The following is a 16,314-nucleotide window of genomic DNA, read 5'->3' as shown; positions in this document are numbered from 1 at the left end:
TCCTCCTAGACAGTCAATTCATTTTACCGGCCGATTTCAAGCGCCTTGGTCACCATGGATTTGGATGCGTTCAGCATCGTAACATTCGCTTCGTAAGAACGCGAGGCAGACAGCATGTCCACCATTTCCTTGGTCACATCCACATTCGGCATATATACATAACCGTCAGCGTCCGCATCAGGATGGCTCGGATTATATACGGGCTTGAGCGGAGAAGAATCCTCGATAATCGATTTCACCTTGACGCCATCATTGCCGCCGCTCATCTTGGAGCCGAGTATATTCGCGAAGCTGTCAGCCTGGGTAGTTTCCAGAACTGTGAGCTTACGGCGGTAAGGTACGGCTTTACCGTCCACCACGGAGGCTCTTGTGGTCTCGGCGTTGGCGATATTGGAGGAGATCACATCCATCCGCAGACGCTGGGCGGTTAAAGCCGAGGCGCTAATACCAAAGCTGCTGCCAAAGTTCATTATTTATTACCCTCCCTGTACAACTGTACGCATCATTGTGATCTGACTGTTCAGCTGTTCTACATAAGAGTTGTATCTCAGCTGGTTCTCGGCGCTCAGCGCCTGTTCACGATCCATATCCACATTATTGCCGTTGTTATTCATAGATGTAGTCTCATCGGTACTGACCACAGCAGCCGGCATGCCGGTTACTGTCCCGAAGCGGAAATGGCGGGAGTCTGAAACCTTCGCACCCAGAGTAGCTTTAAGTCCGCCCTCCTGATCTCTCAGGAAGCTCTCAAAGCTAACATCTGAACGTTTAAAATTTGGTGTATCATTATTTGCTACATTATTAGCCAGAACACTTTGTCGTTTGGTGGCGGCATCAAGGCCTCCTTGTAATCTTTGAAAACTGACACTGTTCAGCAAACCCATAGTAATCCCCCTTCCAAACCTATCATAATGAAAAGAATTCCACAACTTTGTTCAAATCCCTGCTTATTTTCGACAAATAAAGTCATTTTTTTCACAACATATTCGTCATTAAGTCGAACCATGTCGATGAATGATTCTTATATCAATCTCACATACATTGATTCTCTTAGAATTTGTATATTATTACAATAAGAAATAAGCCCTATCTTTTCAGAAAAGAGAGGGCTTAAAGCATGTTTTTACAATTATTTTCCTTTTATATTACATTTACTGCTTTATTATAGAATTTTTTAACTTTTTATGCATGAAATTAGAATCAAATTTACATAACCATAATTCGAATTACCTATATTGATGATTTTATGGCTCTGTCATCTTAAAGGATATATTGGCTTAAGTCGCGGTCCTGCGCGATTCCTGCCAGTTTTTCGCGAACATACTCCGGAGTGATGACCACCCTGTCGAGCGTCAGCTCAGGCGCCTCAAATGATAGATCCTCCAGCAGCTTTTCCAGGATTGTATGAAGACGCCGTGCCCCTATGTTCTCCATATTCTGATTCACGGAGGCCGCGATCTTGGCAATTTCCTGAATAGCTTCCTTCTGGAACTGGATTTCAATGTTCTCCGTCTGCAGCAAATGTACATATTGTTTCGTAAGTGCGTTCTCAGGCTCCGTAAGAATAGATACAAAGTCCTCAAGTGTAAGACTGCTCAGCTCCACACGGATCGGGAAACGTCCCTGAAGCTCAGGGATCAGATCTGAAGGCTTGGCAATATGAAAAGCGCCTGCAGCGATGAACAGCACGTAGTCTGTCTTCACAGGCCCGTATTTGGTCATGACTGTTGATCCCTCGACGATTGGCAGAATATCACGCTGCACGCCTTCACGGGATACATCGGGACCTGAGCCCTTGCCTTGGCTGGCTACCTTATCGATCTCATCGATGAAAATAATCCCGGATTGCTCTGCGCGGGCTACTGACTCCTGAATCATGTCGTCTGTGTCAATCAGCTTGGCCGCTTCATCCTGGATCAGCACCTTGCGGGCCTCACGGATCGGCAACTTACGCTTCTTCGTACGCTTAGGCAGCAGGTTGCCGAACATCTCCTGCATATTCATGCCCATCTGGTCGTTCCCCTGGCCCGCGAACATATCCATCATCGAAGGCGTCGTGTCCTCGACATCAATCTCAATGACATCATCTTCCAACTGGCCGGCAAGCAGCTTGAACTTGATCCCTCTGCGGCGTTCGCTCAGGCTTCCGTCCTCCGGCTCTTCCTTAGTATCTTCCGTCCCGCCGTTGTTTCCGCCAAAAATCATCTCAAACGGATTGCGCTGCGATTTACCCTTCGAGGTGGACGGGACCAGGATCGCCACAATCCGGTCATTCGCCAGCTCTTCTGCGCGGTCCTTCACCTTTTCGGTGCGCTCCAGCTTCACCATACGGATAGAGGTCTCAACCAGATCGCGGACCATCGACTCCACATCGCGCCCCACGTAGCCGACTTCCGTAAATTTGGTGGCCTCAACTTTGATGAACGGGGCGTTAACAAGCTTGGCCAGACGCCGGGCAATCTCTGTTTTACCTACACCGGTAGGTCCAATCATTAGTATATTCTTAGGCACAACCTCATCCCGCAGCTCCTCGGACAACAGACTCCGCCGATACCGGTTGCGGAGGGCAACAGCCACTGATTTCTTGGCCTGCTTTTGACCTACGATATATTTGTCAAGCTCTGTTACGATCTGGCGTGGCGTAAGCGATTGATTCACCATTGTGACTTCCTCCCTTTATATATGGCACCTTGCCTATAACTGTTCGACAATGATATTGGAATTGGTATATACACAGATCTCGGATGCAATCTGCAGCGCTTCTCTGGCAATGTCACCGGCACCCATTTGAGGAGCATGACGCTTAAGTGCCCGCCCGGAAGCCAGCGCAAAGTTACCGCCGGAGCCGATCGCCAGCACATCATCATCCGGCTCGATAATTTCACCGTTGCCGGAGATCAGCAGCATGCCTTCCTTATCCATTACGATCATGAGCGCTTCCAGCTTGCGCAGAATGCGGTCCTGGCGCCAATCCTTGGCCAGCTCCACCGCCGCCCGCTGAAGATTGCCGTGATGCTCCTCGAGCTTCCCCTCGAACTTCTCGAACAGGGTAATCGCATCAGCAACGGAGCCTGCGAACCCGGCAATAACCTGGCCTCTGTACAAGCGGCGGACCTTCTTGGCCGTCGTCTTCATAATGACACTCTCTCCGAACGTAACCTGGCCATCACCGGCAATCGCCGCATGGCCGTTATGTCTTACCGCACAAATCGTAGTTGCATGAAAGCTGGGTAACATGATGGACACCCTCCTCAGATTAGGTGATACAGGTCTGAACCTATTGTGCCGGACTATCCGCTTCTGCCGGATCAGTATCCACCGGCTCCGGCTCTGTATACGTCAATTCATGGGCTGCAGCATAAGCAGCAAGGCTGTCAAGCGCCCGGTAAGCCAGACGTTCGTTCTTCTCTTTTTTGCTGCGGAACCGGGCGTCCAGCTTCGGCAGCAGGCCGAAGTTGGCATTCATCGGCTGGAAATGTTCAGGATCGGCCGAAGTGATATAGGCGGGCATGCTGCCCAGCACCGTATCCTCAGGGAAGATCAGGCTCTCTTCGCCAAGCGCAGCTCTCGCTGCATTCATACCGGCGATCATACCGGAAGCCGCAGATTCTACATAACCTTCAACCCCGGTCATCTGGCCGGCAAAAAACAGTCTTTCCCGTCCCTTCATCTGGTAAGTCGGCTGAAGCAGCTTGGGAGAATTAATAAAGGTATTGCGGTGCATAACCCCATAACGCACATATTCAGCTTGCTCCAGGCCCGGAATAAGCGAGAATACCCGTTTTTGCTCGCCCCACTTCAGATGAGTCTGGAAACCAACCAGATTATACAGCGTACCGGCAGCATTGTCCTGGCGCAGTTGCACAACCGCGTAAGGCAGCTTGCCTGTGTGAGGATTGAGCAGTCCTACAGGCTTCATAGGGCCGAACAGTGCCGTCTGCTTTCCGCGTCTCATCATAATTTCAATCGGCATACAGCCTTCAAAGTAAATCTCTTTCTCAAAATCTTTGAGTGCAGCCGTCTCGGCCGAGATCAGCGCATCATAAAAAACATCGAATTCCTCTTCTGTCATTGGACAGTTGAGATAGGCGGCTTCGCCTTTATCATAGCGGGATGCCAGATAGACCTTGCTCATATCGATGCTGTCTTTCTCTACAATCGGCGCTGCTGCATCATAGAAATAGAAGTATTCCTCACCCAGCAGTGCCTTAATCTCCGAAGACAAGGAGGGTGAAGTCAGCGGCCCGGTGGCAATAACAACAATCCCTTCCTCCGGTATATGCGTAAGTTCTTCGTTTATGACTTCCACCAGAGGGTGGTTATGCAGCGTGGACGTGATTTCGCCGGAGAAGCCGTCCCGGTCAACAGCAAGAGCGCCTCCTGCCGGAACAGCATGCCTATCGGCTGCACCCAGCACCAGGGAGCCCAGACGCCGCATTTCTTCCTTAAGTACACCCACCGCGTTCCCAAGGCCATTGGCCCGCAGTGAGTTGCTGCAGACCAGCTCGGCGAACTGATCCGTATGATGCGCCGGTGTCTTCACCACTGGGCGCATCTCATATAGTCTGACTGGAACTCCGCGCGAAGCGATCTGCCAGGCGGCTTCACTCCCGGCCAGACCTGCGCCGATAACGGTTACTTGTGCTTTTTCTGTCAATTTCCGTTCCTCCTGTAACCCTATTATTCTGCTAACTCATCGCTGTCGATTACAGCCTCTGTATGATCGCATGAAGTACACTGCAGCTTGGTTCCCTGCTTGTTACGCTTCTCGATCATCCAGGAGCCGCAAGCCGGACAAGGCTTCACTGACGGCTTATCCCAGGAGACAAAGTCGCAGCCCGGATATTGATCGCAGCCGTAGAAGACGCGCCCCTTCTTGCTGCGCCGCTCCACTACCTTGCCTTCATGGCATTTCGGACAGCTTACACCGATATCCTTAATGATCGGCTTAGTATTGCGGCATTCCGGAAATCCGGAGCAGGCCAGGAATTTGCCGAACCGGCCCAGCTTATAGACCATTGGCTTGCCGCATTTCTCACACAGTTCATCGGAGACCTCATCTTCAATCTCAATTTCCTTCATTTCTTCTTCCGCATATAGGAGTCTTTTCTCAAAGGATTCATAGAACTGGGCGAGTACCTTCACCCAATTCTCCGCACCTTCCTCCACATGGTCAAGATCCCCTTCCATATGGGCGGTGAATTCCACATTGAGAATTTCTGGGAAGAACTCTTCCATTTGCTCTATGATTAGCTCTCCAAGCTCAGTCGGCATGAACTTCTTCTCTTCAATCGCCACGTACCCGCGCTTCTGGATCGTCTCCAGGGTCGGCGCATAGGTACTTGGACGGCCTATGCCCAGTTCCTCAAGCGTCTTGACGAGACGGGCTTCTGTATATCTTGGCGGCGGCTGGGTGAAATGCTGCTTCGGCTCGATCCCGCGCTTCACCAGCTCATCGCCTGCCTTCAGCTGCGGCAGAAATTTCTCTTCGTCTGTCGTGCCGTCATCATTGCCTTCCACATACACCTTCATGAATCCCGGGAACGAGACCTTGGACCCTACCGCTCTAAATATCGCTGTACCGGCTGTTATGTCTACCGACAATGTATCCAGCACCGCAGAAGACATCTGACTGGACACAAAACGCTCCCATACCAGCTTATACAGCCGGAATTGATCACGGCTCATGAATTCCTTGACCATATCCGGCTCGCGCAGTGCAGAAGTCGGACGGATCGCCTCATGCGCATCTTGGGCGCCCGCAGCCTTCTTGGAATATTGGCGCGGCGTCTCGGGAATGAACTTCTCACCGTATTTGGCTTGGATCAGCTCCTTGGCTTCATCCTGGGCTGTAGTGGATAGACGCGTGGAATCCGTACGCATATAAGTGATTAATCCGACAGTGCCTTCCTTGCCCAGCTCAACTCCCTCATAGAGTTGCTGTGCGACAGACATCGTCTTGGACGCGCGGAAGCCCAGCTTACGGGCAGCCTCCTGCTGCAGTGAGCTTGTTGTGAACGGAGCGGATGGATGACGCTGTCTCTCTTTCTCCTTTACTTCTTTGACCTGGAAGGCCGCGTTCTTAATCGCTTCCAGCACTTCCTGCACATCGCTCTCCTGGCCCAGTTCCTTCTTCTCGCCGTTCAGCCGGTGGAACTTGGCTTCGAATTCAGAATCCCGAATCGCTAGCTTAGCAGTAATGCTCCAGTATTCTGTAGGAATGAATTCGGAAATTTCATTCTCCCGGTCCATCACAATCTTGACCGCTACCGATTGTACCCGTCCGGCGGAGAGGCCTTTTTTGACTTTCTTCCATAATAGAGGGCTAATCTTGTAACCGACAAGCCGGTCCAGAATCCGCCGCGCCTGCTGGGCGTTCACCAGATCCATATTTATCTTGCGCGGTGTCTTGAAGGCATCCTTCACCGCCTGCTTGGTAATTTCATTGAAGACCACCCGGCATTCCTGAGTGTTGTCCAAATTCAGTGCATTTGCCAAATGCCAGGCAATGGCTTCCCCTTCGCGGTCCGGGTCGGCTGCGAGATAAACTTTTTTGACTTTTTTGCTGGCATCCTTAAGTTCCTTCAAGATAGAACCCTTGCCCCGGATCGTTATATATTTGGGATTGAACTGATTCTCCACATCCACACCGATCTGGCTTTTTGGCAAATCTATGATATGCCCCATTGATGCCTTAACAATATATTTGCTGCCCAGATATTTACCAATCGTTTTTGCTTTTGATGGTGATTCTACAATAACCAACGCATCTGCCATAGGTTTTCCTCCCAAAAGTTCGTAAGCAGATCACCTCCTGAACCAGTCCTCGGACCCGGCTGAACCAGGATGTCTATGCTTACCACAGTTACTTCTATATTAAATTACCTTATAAATTGCACCCGGTAATTGTGTTACCGCTTTTTTTATGATTAAAGATAACAGAACTGAATGCAAATGTCCAAAATCCCACCTCGTTGACGCCAGCAGTTCATCGAGTGTAAAGGGGCCTTGATGCAGTATATGGTAAAGGTGCAGCTCCTCACTTGTCAATTTCTTTTCCATCAGATCGGCTGGGCTCTCTTGCTCTAATGCTCCTGCTAAAGCTGATTCAGCCCCCTTGGAAGGAAGGTAGGAGACGTATTCTTCCACAATATCTGAGGCGCAGGTTACCAGCTTCGCACCTTGCTTAATCAACTCCAGTGCCCCTCTGCTCTTGGGAGAGGTCAGCGGCCCCGGTACGGCAAACACATCCCTACCTGCTTCAAGCGCAGCATCAGCGGTGATCAGGGACCCGCTGCGGCTATCTGCTTCCACTACCAGTGTTCCCAGTGACAGACCTGCGATAATCCGGTTGCGCTGCGGGAATAATCCGGGATGACTCGGAGTTCCGATAGGATATTCGCTAAGAACCAGCCCTTCCCGCGAAATCTGCCGCTCCAGCTCACGGTTATCCGGAGGATAGACCTTATTGAGGCCGGTTGCCACCACGGCAATAGTCCCTCCTGCTCCGCCTAGCGCCGCTTCATGACAGACACTGTCAATCCCCCTCGCCAGGCCGCTTACAACCGTGAGACCGGCTGCACTTAGCTGTCCCGCCAGCATCTCCCCCACTTTGCGCCCATAAGCGGTAGGCACCCGGGTCCCAACCATAGCAACAGAGGGACGGGAAGCCAGCTCCAGACGGCCACGATAGTACAATACCCAAGGCGGCTGAGGGGTTTCCCGCAGCTGCATAGGATAGTGATCGTCCAGAATGGTGACCATCGCTACACCGCTTTCTTCCATTAAAGAGCGGCGCTTCAGCACCCATGCTTCATTAAAGTCTACAGCCAGGCGCGCGGATATCACACCGTTGATTCCAACCCGCTCCCATTCCTCAGCAGAACAGGAGAAGACAGCATTCGTCAAAAGACCCGCCCGGCGGATCTTGTCGATACTTTTCCACCCAATCCCCTCCATCTCATGCAGACCGAACAATAGCTCCCGAATTTCCATATGTATTCTCTCCCCGTGCGGAAGGGCCAGCCTTCCTTATTGTCTTAAACCCAACCTGACTTAAACCAAAAAAAGCAACCTTTCATCCGCATAATCCGGGACAAAAGGTTGCTTACCTTCAACATTCATTATACCTGCTTCAGCAGGAAAAGCTGTGACCAAACAACCCCACAAAGTGGAGATTTAGCTTCGATGATAACTCAGGTACTTTGCGGGGACCCCAAAACATTTCGAACTAGCGTAGAAGCGCTCTAGTGGGTTGTGAAGGCATTCAGGATGCCGCGTTCCTCAAGCACACTGACGAGGGTAGAGCCCATTTCAGCAGGTGTTGGCGCTACCTTAATGCCGCAGGACTCCAGCACAGCGATCTTCTCGCTCGCCGTCCCTTTACCGCCAGAAATGATTGCCCCGGCGTGACCCATCCGTTTGCCCGGAGGTGCCGTGACCCCGCCGATGAAGCCCACTACAGGCTTGGTCATGTTCTCTTTGATCCACAGCGCTGCTTCTTCCTCAGCTGTGCCGCCGATCTCACCGATCATAATAACAGCTTTAGTGCCCGGATCTTCATTGAACAGCTTAAGGATGTCGATGAACTCCGAGCCCTTCACCGGGTCCCCCCCGATGCCCACCGCTGAGGATTGGCCGATTCCGCGCTCCGTCAGCTGATGTACGGCCTCATAGGTCAAGGTTCCGCTTCGGGAGACTACACCGACATACCCCGGCTTATGAATATAACCAGGCATAATGCCGATTTTGCATTCTCCAGGCGTGATGACACCCGGACAGTTGGGACCGATCAGCACTGTGGAGCGGCCCTCCATGTATCTGGACACTTTGACCATATCGAGCACCGGAATGCCTTCTGTGATACAAATGACCAGGTCCATCTCTGCATCCACCGCTTCCATAATCGAATCTGCGGCAAAAGCAGGCGGTACGTAAATGACACTTGCAGTTGCACCAGTGGCAGCCTTAGCTGCAACAACCGTGTCGAAGACAGGCAGACTCTTCTCGGTGCCGTTGTCCAGGGTAATCTGAACCGTAGTGCCCCCCTTGCCCGGTGTTACACCGCCAACCATCTGAGTACCGTAGTCCAGCGCGCCTTTTGTATGAAATAAACCCGTAGCGCCGGTAATTCCCTGGGTGATGACTTTCGTATTTTTATCTACAAGAATGCTCATGCGATAGGTCACATCCTCACTTATATTGTCGAATACGAGACTGGCTCCCCACAAAGGCAGCTATGCTTACACAAGAGCAACGATTTTGCGGGCACCGTCCGCCATGGAATCAGCAGCAACGATATTCAGTCCGGAGCCGGCGAGTATCTCCTTGCCCAGTGCCACATTCGTGCCCTCAAGACGTACGACCAGCGGCTTGGTTAAGCCAAGCTGTCTTGCCGCTTCGACTACACCGGTAGCGATGACATCACAACGCATAATTCCGCCGAAAATATTAACAAAGATACCGTTCACCTTGTCATCGGACAGGATGATTTTGAAAGCTTCCGTTACCTTCTCAGTTGTCGCACCGCCCCCTACATCGAGGAAGTTGGCCGGTTCGCCGCCATAATATTTAATGATATCCATAGTTGCCATCGCCAGGCCCGCACCGTTCACCATACAGCCGATGTTGCCGTCCAGTGCGATGTAGCTGAGGTCGAATTTGGACGCTTCGATTTCTTTGGCATCCTCTTCGTCCAGATCACGCAGCTCCAGGATATCCTTGTGGCGGAACAGACTGTTGGAATCGAAGTTAAGCTTAGCATCAAGCGCCATCACATTACCGTCAGCAGTAACAACCAGCGGGTTGATCTCCGCAATTGAGCAATCTTTATCCACAAAAGCCAGATATAGCGCTTGCATGAACTTGACTGCTTTGTTCACCAATTCGGGAGGAATAGAGATACTGTAAGCCAGTTTGCGCGCCTGGAAGGTCTGAAGCCCCACCGCCGGATCCACGATTTCCTTAAAAATCTTCTCGGGATGTGTAGCCGCCACCTCTTCAATCTCCGTACCGCCCTCTTCGGATGCCATCATGACGACACGTCCGGAAGCGCGGTCCACAACCAGACCAATATAATATTCTTTGACAATCTGACAGCCCTCTTCAATCAGCAGCCGCTTCACTACCTTGCCTTCGGGTCCCGTCTGATGGGTGACCAGTGTCTTGCCAAGGATCTCGGACGCATACGCGCGAACCTCATCACTGTTCTTCGCCAACTTGACGCCGCCGGCCTTGCCGCGTCCGCCAGCATGAATCTGCGCTTTGACTACAACCACAGGTGTACCCAGCGCTGCGGCAGCTTCCACTGCTTCGTCCACTGTATAAGCAACTTTTCCGTTCGGTACGGCTACGCCATACTTCTTAAGTACTTCTTTTCCCTGATACTCGTGGATATTCATTCCGGAAGCCTCCTAAAGTGTTGCGGTGACCTGTGCAGGCAGCCTGCGGTCATTCCGCATTCCGTTTTGATTGTCCAAAGCCGGGTCCAGACCGGTTGTTAACCGGCAATATCCCGGTACAAGCAGAGCGCCGGCGCCTGAAGCATACGCTGCAAACGGTACAGTTCTCTGCCAGTAGCATATAGTTCCTATCACAAGGTGATATCTATAATTACCTATATGCCAGAATGTGAAACCCAGAATATTGTAACATGTTTTAAAAACGCTTTCCTTAAAAACTTTCACTATTTATACATACATTTTCGCTCGGTTTCATGCCGGAATGCGAACGATTGCATTGACATCCATGCAGAAACGGCTTTACCGCCCTTATTCAGGACGGTGAAACCTATACTCTTATATGGGAGCGAGACTACGATTTCGAATTGCTAACGTTAGCTTCATGCACCCGGTTCAGGAGATTTTTGAACTGTCCCAGCAAGTCTATGAACTCTACCGGGGAGAGCATCGTGCCTTCTGCCATTTTGCCGGGAATGCCCATAGCATCCTGCCGCAGCGCCAAGCCTTGGGCTGTTAATGAAATCAGCACCTTCCGCTCATCCTGCAAAGAACGTTCACGCAAAATTAGTCCTGCAGCCTGCAGACGCTTGAGCAGCGGAGTCAGCGTCCCTGAATCGAGGAACAGAGCTTCACCCAGCTCCTTGACTGTACATTGTTGTCTCTCCCACAGGACCAGCATAACCAGATACTGCGAATACGTTAATCCGATCTTATCCAGATGAGGCTGGTATAGCTTCGTAAATTCACGCGAACACGCATAAATCGTAAAGCAGAGCTGGTTCTCCAGCATAAGCTCAGGGGTTGTAGTAGATTCTTTTTGCATTTCTTCTTCACCTGCCTTTGTGACATTAGTTTATCACAATTCATCCATAATATCATGTTAATAGCGGGAAATAGATTGACTTTTATTTTAATTGTGTTAAATTTAGTTGTGTACAATACTTTATGAAAACGAACGGGAGCGATTAAATATGATGACCATCCAACAGAAAATGTACGAAACAACAGTAAAAGCCGTAGGCGGCAGACAAGGTTCTATCGAATCCGACAGCCCTAAGCTTAATCTTGCGATTAGCACACCACGCGAAATGGGCGGCGCCGGCGGTGAAGGTACCAATCCTGAGCAGCTGTTCGCAGCCGGATACTCCGCTTGCTTCGACAGCGCGCTGAATATGGTTGCACGTATGGGCAAGGTAAAGATCGAAGGCTCAGAAGTTACGGCTACTGTCAGCTTCGGTAAAGTGGAAGACGGCGGCTTCGGCATTGCCGTGAAGATGGATGTTCTCGTCAAGGGTGTTGACCGTGAGACCGCCAAGCAACTCGTAGAAGCAGCTCACGGAGCTTGTCCTTACTCCCGCGCGACCCGCGGCAATATCGAAGTTGAACTGAACGTGCTATAAGAATAGCTTCCCAAGTGGAAACGGCATTGCCGTCCTTTTAAAGGACGGTACCGTTTCAGAATGCCAACCCCCTGCCCGGCGGCCCCGGACGGGGGTTTTGGCGTGTCAGGCTTCCTCCTCCACCATGACCTGCCTGTCCAGATTGCGGTATTGGACTGCTTCGGCCAGATGCGCAGCGCTAATCTCCTCCGTTCCTTCCAAATCGGCAATCGTGCGGGCCAGCTTAATAATCCGGTCATGCGCCCGCATGCTAAGCCCGAGACTCTCCAGAATACTGCTGAGCAGCATCTCCTCTTCCGGCCGCAGCGCAGCATAACGGCGAAGCGCCGCCCCAGACAGCTCGCTGTTCCAGGAGATCGGTAGAGTGTTATACCGCTTCGCCTGAATGGCTTGAGCCCGCAGAACCTCAGAACGCATCTGTGCCGTTGAGACCGGAGGTACACTCCTGTCGCCTTCTCTTGGACGCGGCACATCAACCTGCATATCCATCCGGTCCAGCAGCGGACCCGAGATTTTGCCCCGGTACTTAGCGATTTTGGCCGGACTGCAGCTGCACCTCTGTTCCGCATTGCCATTACCAAGAAATCCGCACATGCAGGGATTCATGGAGCAAGCGAGCAGGAACTGGGCCGGGAAGGTGAAGGATGCCCGTGCCCTGCTGATTGTGACAATCCCATCCTCCAGCGGCTGACGGAGCACTTCAAGCACAGTCCGGGAGAACTCGGGCAGCTCGTCCAGGAAGAGAATACCGCGGTGCGCAAGGCTAACTTCCCCCGGCTTCGGAATTCCTCCCCCGCCGATCAATCCGGCTGCTGAGATGGTATGATGCGGTGAACGAAACGGACGTTCCCGCAGCAAGCCGCCTCCGCCGTCTCTAAGCTTCCCGGCAGCACTGAATATCTTCATCACCTCAAGCGATTCTTGATCGGTAAGATCGGGAAGAATTCCGGGTAACCGCTTAATCAACATGGTCTTCCCCGTACCTGGAGGGCCGATCAGAATAATATTGTGCATCCCGGCAGCCGCAATCGTAAGCGCCCGCTTCACATGATTCTGGCCAATAACATCGCTGTAATCTTCATTCATTAGCTGCTTCACCCCAAGCTGGGAAGGAATCTTCTCCGCTGGCTCAGAACGATATCTCAAATGGTCAAGGGACAAAGCCAGAACGGGCGGACGTTTCCTGGAAGACGCTTCAGCACTCACAGATACTGATACTGGAAACGGTAAATCAGCCTGCAGCAGCTCAGACCCGGCCACTTCAGATCGTTCAACCGAATTCGGCGGAATAATCTGACCGGGCTGAGGCAGCTCCCGCAGATGCCCGGCAGTGTACACCTTCATTCCCGCGATCAACGCAGCTTCCGCCGCATTGCCGGGTGGCACCAGGACAGCATGAATTCCGGCCTGCCGCGCAGCCTGGGCCATAGATAATACCCCATTTACCGGCCGCAGACTTCCGTCCAGCGCAAGCTCACCAATCAGCAGCATCTGCCCGGCTTCCGGCATGACAAGCTGGCCGCTGGTCGTCAGTATCCCCAGGGCAATCGCCAGATCAAACGCCGAGCCCTCCTTGCGCAGATCCGCCGGGGCCAGATTAATCGTCACCCGCTGCTGGGGATAGCTGTACCCGCAATTTTTGACAGCGGCCCGCACCCGTTCGACCGCTTCTCTGACTGCCGAATCTGGCAGGCCGATAATAATGGTCTGCGGCAAGCCGTTAGCCAGATCCACCTCTACTCCAATCATTACACCTTCAATGCCATACAGGCATGCGCTATGCATTTTTCCGTACACAAATAAGCACCTCTTCTCCAGAAATACGCCCGCAGCGGGCGTTCGTTTCCAGGAAAAAAGGTGCTTCCTCTTTTTCCGTAAGCTTAATTACACTCAGTATAGCCGTAACCCTACACAAGATGCAAGGTTATTGCGCATATAATGCTGCACAAAAATCAGCTTTTAATAGTCTTGCATAATTGCGCAATCATGACCAAAGAATCATTTTATTCAGCCTTCTTCACTGGCTACCACCGAATTCCTGATCTGCTCAAAGGACAGCGGGGTGTAATTCCAGTGTTCCACACAGATATTAAAATGATGATTGCCTTCATACTTCTGTCCATGAATATGTCCGTGCACATTCACGTAAGGCATATGCTTGTTCATATACATCGGCTCATGCGAGAGCAGAAAAAACTCCTTGTATATCATCGGATACTCACTGACCTCATCAAACCCGGCTTCCAGCCACCAGTTCCGTCCGCGTCCACGGTCATGATTGCCAAGAATCAATATCTTGTACCCGTTCAGGGCAGCCACAATGCTCCGGGTATCCTCTTGATTCCTGAAGGAAAAGTCCCCAAGATGAAAAACTGTGTCCTCCTTGCCTACGACAGCATTCCAGTTCGCAATCATCATCTTGTCCATCTCTTCCGCACCGGCAAAAGGCCGCGATTCAAAATCAATGATCAGGTTATGGCCAAAATGATGATCTGAGGTAAAAAATACTTTGGACAAGACCGCTCCCCGCTTTCGCTAAGTGCCTGATTCCTTATTCATTCCACTTCCGTTTGGCTCCGCGCCGATTCACATCCATTTGTATTAATTCTGCCACGGGCGGCGCTTCCTCATGCTCGATCAGCCATTTGCGCATTTCCTTAATAGCCTCCACTTGTCCGTTGCCCTTGTCGCGCCAGGTCAGCAGCTCGATCACATTGATGACCAGTGACAAGAGGCTGCTGTTGCTGTCTTGAGTTTTCTCAGCACGCATCTTGTGGAATAACGCTTCATTCTCCCAGTCAATCAATATCTCTTCCGCTATTGCAGGCCGCATAACGGTAAATGTCTTATTGCAATTACTGCAGCATACAACGGATAAGGGCTCTGCGCCAAGTTCCGTTACTATATTATGCTCACAATTTTGGCAAGTAAAGCTTACCTGTATATTCATTGGTTGATTCCTCATTCCGGCAGCCCTCCTCATGGTGGCATTAAAAGTTACACTAATGTTTACCCACTTCTTTTGAGAAATGACCCATGAAGTCCGGCATCTGTCAAGGATAATTGTATAATTCTACCCGTTTTTTTGAAAAACAGAGAACCGCTAAAAGGCGTCCCGGAGATGCCGCAGGGAGCCGATGCTTAAATCCGGCTGAAGCTGTACAGCAATCACATCGAAGGCAATTGCATTCGGCTGCAGTCCCTGCATGTGCAGGTAGACCCGGGCCGTCTCTCTCACCTGACGGATTTTGCGCGCATCGACCGATTCCTCCGCAGTGCCTTGTACAGCTGATCCGCTCCGGCTGCGCACCTCAATGAAGACCAGAGCGCCTTCATACTCTGCGATAATATCCAGCTCTCCGCTACGGCAGCGCCAGTTATAATCCCGGATGTGGTAGCCCCGTGAAGTCAGATACATTCGGGCCGCCTGCTCGGCAGCAGCGCCTTTCTCCTGGCGGGTGTAGGTTCTGCCGTCCCCGTTATGGCTCACTTCTGTCTCCGTTCCCCGGCTGTCCGGTCACTCTGGTATACATAGCTGAGAATCTCAGCCACCAGCTGATAGAGCTGAGGCGGAATCTGCTGGTCGAGATCCAGCTTCGATAGCACCTCTACCAGCGCAGCATCCTCCTGGACCGCTACTCCGTTTTCCTTTGCCTTTTGCAGGATGATGTCCGCAACCGAGCCTTGCCCCTTAGCGACAACCACCGGCGCTTCGCTCTGCCCTGGAATATATTTGAGCGCCACTGCCTTCTTGAGATTCTGCGGAACCTTCTGCTCAGACTCACTCATATGCGGTAATCTACTCCTTTGTACTCCTGAGGAGCATAATCGGACGGCTTCACCGCAGCAGCGGCCACGCTCCGTTCCGGCAATGCCTCCGTGCGCAAGCTGGACAGCTGATAGCCTATGCCTTCGACCGCCGCTTTCATCTCCTCGCGGCGGCCCTCCAGCAGCTCCAGTACCCAAGGTTCATCGTTATGCAGCTTCAGGCTGACGATGCGGTCCACCACCTGCACATCGACCATCGTCTGGCCGAGCTGCTTCATGTCCAGATCGAACCACAAGCGGCAATTCGCCGCGTCGAGCTCCCCTTTGCTGCCGCGCCGCGACTGGATCTGGACGGAGGCCGTCTCCCGGCCATCCGGCCCGTGCAGCGGCAGGAACATCGTCACCTGCGCGAACGGCGCGGTGCGGTCTGTATTCAGCAGCAGCTGCTGGCCTGTCAGCTGCTGAACCAGCTGGCCCGCGGCTTCCTTCACCGCGGGCGGGGCCTCACTGCTGCCCAGTACCTGCAGCAGCACGCCCTTGAGTGTACCGGCGGCATCTTCTGCGCCGCCGGACGCTGCCTGCGCGGTGTGCGCCCCGCCGCCGCGCAGGATCTGCTGCTCGTGCTCCGCACCGAGCAGCTTCAAGATCCGCCCCACCCAGGGGTCAGTCCCCTGGGTGGCGGCGGG

At 52.2% G+C, this 16,314-nt stretch carries 16 protein-coding genes and 1 pseudogene; 1 reads left to right on the top strand and 16 read right to left on the bottom strand.

Annotated elements, in window-relative coordinates:
* Positions 1 to 23: 23 nt before the first annotated feature.
* The 10 genes from flgC to C162_RS06155 form a co-directional block, all read right to left on the bottom strand.
* A complete protein-coding gene (flgC, locus tag C162_RS06200) occupies positions 24 to 470 on the bottom strand; it encodes a flagellar basal body rod protein FlgC (protein WP_036692480.1) in 447 nt (148 codons plus the stop codon).
* 6 nt (positions 471 to 476) lie between these two features.
* Positions 477 to 884: a flagellar basal body rod protein FlgB gene (flgB, locus tag C162_RS06195; RefSeq protein WP_036692479.1), complete on the bottom strand. Its 408-nt coding sequence runs from the start codon at positions 882 to 884 to the stop codon at positions 477 to 479.
* A 376-nt stretch (positions 885 to 1,260) separates the two neighbouring features.
* The gene (hslU, locus tag C162_RS06190; RefSeq protein WP_036692477.1) at positions 1,261 to 2,661 is read right to left on the bottom strand and encodes an ATP-dependent protease ATPase subunit HslU; all 1,401 of its coding nucleotides are present in this window, start codon (positions 2,659 to 2,661) and stop codon (positions 1,261 to 1,263) included.
* Between the two features lie 33 nt (positions 2,662 to 2,694).
* Positions 2,695 to 3,237 carry an ATP-dependent protease subunit HslV gene (gene hslV, locus C162_RS06185; RefSeq protein ID WP_036692475.1) on the bottom strand — a complete coding sequence of 181 codons (543 nt, stop codon included), beginning with the start codon at positions 3,235 to 3,237 and terminating at the stop codon, positions 2,695 to 2,697.
* A gap of 40 nt (positions 3,238 to 3,277) precedes the next feature.
* Positions 3,278 to 4,657 (bottom strand): FADH(2)-oxidizing methylenetetrahydrofolate--tRNA-(uracil(54)-C(5))-methyltransferase TrmFO, encoded by a 1,380-nt coding sequence (trmFO, locus tag C162_RS06180; RefSeq protein WP_036692474.1) that lies wholly within the window; start codon positions 4,655 to 4,657, stop codon positions 3,278 to 3,280.
* Positions 4,658 to 4,680: 23 nt separating this feature from the next.
* Positions 4,681 to 6,777, bottom strand: a complete 2,097-nt coding sequence (topA, locus tag C162_RS06175; RefSeq protein ID WP_036692472.1) for a type I DNA topoisomerase — start codon at positions 6,775 to 6,777, stop codon at positions 4,681 to 4,683.
* A 99-nt stretch (positions 6,778 to 6,876) separates the two neighbouring features.
* Positions 6,877 to 7,995: a DNA-processing protein DprA gene (dprA, locus tag C162_RS06170; protein ID WP_036692471.1), complete on the bottom strand. Its 1,119-nt coding sequence runs from the start codon at positions 7,993 to 7,995 to the stop codon at positions 6,877 to 6,879.
* 251 nt (positions 7,996 to 8,246) lie between these two features.
* Complete coding sequence (gene sucD, locus C162_RS06165; protein ID WP_036692470.1) at positions 8,247 to 9,176, bottom strand: succinate--CoA ligase subunit alpha; 930 nt, start codon at positions 9,174 to 9,176, stop codon at positions 8,247 to 8,249.
* Positions 9,177 to 9,242: 66 nt separating this feature from the next.
* On the bottom strand, positions 9,243 to 10,400 hold the full coding sequence (gene sucC / locus C162_RS06160) for an ADP-forming succinate--CoA ligase subunit beta (protein ID WP_036692469.1): 1,158 nt from the start codon (positions 10,398 to 10,400) through the stop codon (positions 9,243 to 9,245).
* A gap of 412 nt (positions 10,401 to 10,812) precedes the next feature.
* Positions 10,813 to 11,283 (bottom strand): MarR family winged helix-turn-helix transcriptional regulator, encoded by a 471-nt coding sequence (locus C162_RS06155; RefSeq protein ID WP_036692468.1) that lies wholly within the window; start codon positions 11,281 to 11,283, stop codon positions 10,813 to 10,815.
* A gap of 148 nt (positions 11,284 to 11,431) precedes the next feature.
* On the opposite strand from C162_RS06155, the gene C162_RS06150 reads away from it, so the two are divergent.
* Positions 11,432 to 11,860, top strand: coding sequence for an organic hydroperoxide resistance protein (locus tag C162_RS06150; RefSeq protein ID WP_036692467.1), 429 nt, complete (start codon positions 11,432 to 11,434; stop codon positions 11,858 to 11,860).
* A gap of 105 nt (positions 11,861 to 11,965) precedes the next feature.
* On the opposite strand, the gene C162_RS06145 is transcribed toward C162_RS06150, so the two are convergent.
* The 6 genes and pseudogenes from C162_RS06145 to C162_RS36330 all read right to left on the bottom strand — a co-directional run.
* Positions 11,966 to 13,657 carry a YifB family Mg chelatase-like AAA ATPase gene (locus C162_RS06145; RefSeq protein ID WP_036692465.1) on the bottom strand — a complete coding sequence of 564 codons (1,692 nt, stop codon included), beginning with the start codon at positions 13,655 to 13,657 and terminating at the stop codon, positions 11,966 to 11,968.
* A gap of 210 nt (positions 13,658 to 13,867) precedes the next feature.
* Entirely contained in the window at positions 13,868 to 14,377 is a 510-nt protein-coding gene (locus tag C162_RS06140) for a metallophosphoesterase (protein WP_036692464.1), read from the bottom strand.
* A gap of 34 nt (positions 14,378 to 14,411) precedes the next feature.
* On the bottom strand, positions 14,412 to 14,666 hold the full coding sequence (locus C162_RS35890; protein WP_083684912.1) for a hypothetical protein: 255 nt from the start codon (positions 14,664 to 14,666) through the stop codon (positions 14,412 to 14,414).
* A 297-nt stretch (positions 14,667 to 14,963) separates the two neighbouring features.
* The gene (locus tag C162_RS06130; RefSeq protein WP_036692462.1) at positions 14,964 to 15,350 is read right to left on the bottom strand and encodes a YraN family protein; all 387 of its coding nucleotides are present in this window, start codon (positions 15,348 to 15,350) and stop codon (positions 14,964 to 14,966) included.
* Entirely contained in the window at positions 15,347 to 15,649 is a 303-nt protein-coding gene (locus tag C162_RS06125; RefSeq protein ID WP_036692460.1) for an EscU/YscU/HrcU family type III secretion system export apparatus switch protein, read from the bottom strand. Before C162_RS06125 ends, C162_RS06130 begins: the two co-directional genes overlap by 4 nt.
* A pseudogene (locus C162_RS36330) lies at positions 15,646 to 16,314 on the bottom strand (DNA ligase); the annotation flags it as partial. The pseudogene C162_RS36330 and the gene C162_RS06125, both read right to left, overlap by 4 nt.

The organism is Paenibacillus sp. FSL R7-269 (assembly GCF_000517865.1).
Classification (GTDB): Bacteria; Bacillota; Bacilli; order Paenibacillales; family Paenibacillaceae; genus Paenibacillus_AQ.
This window is presented reverse-complemented; position numbering and strand designations above follow the sequence as displayed.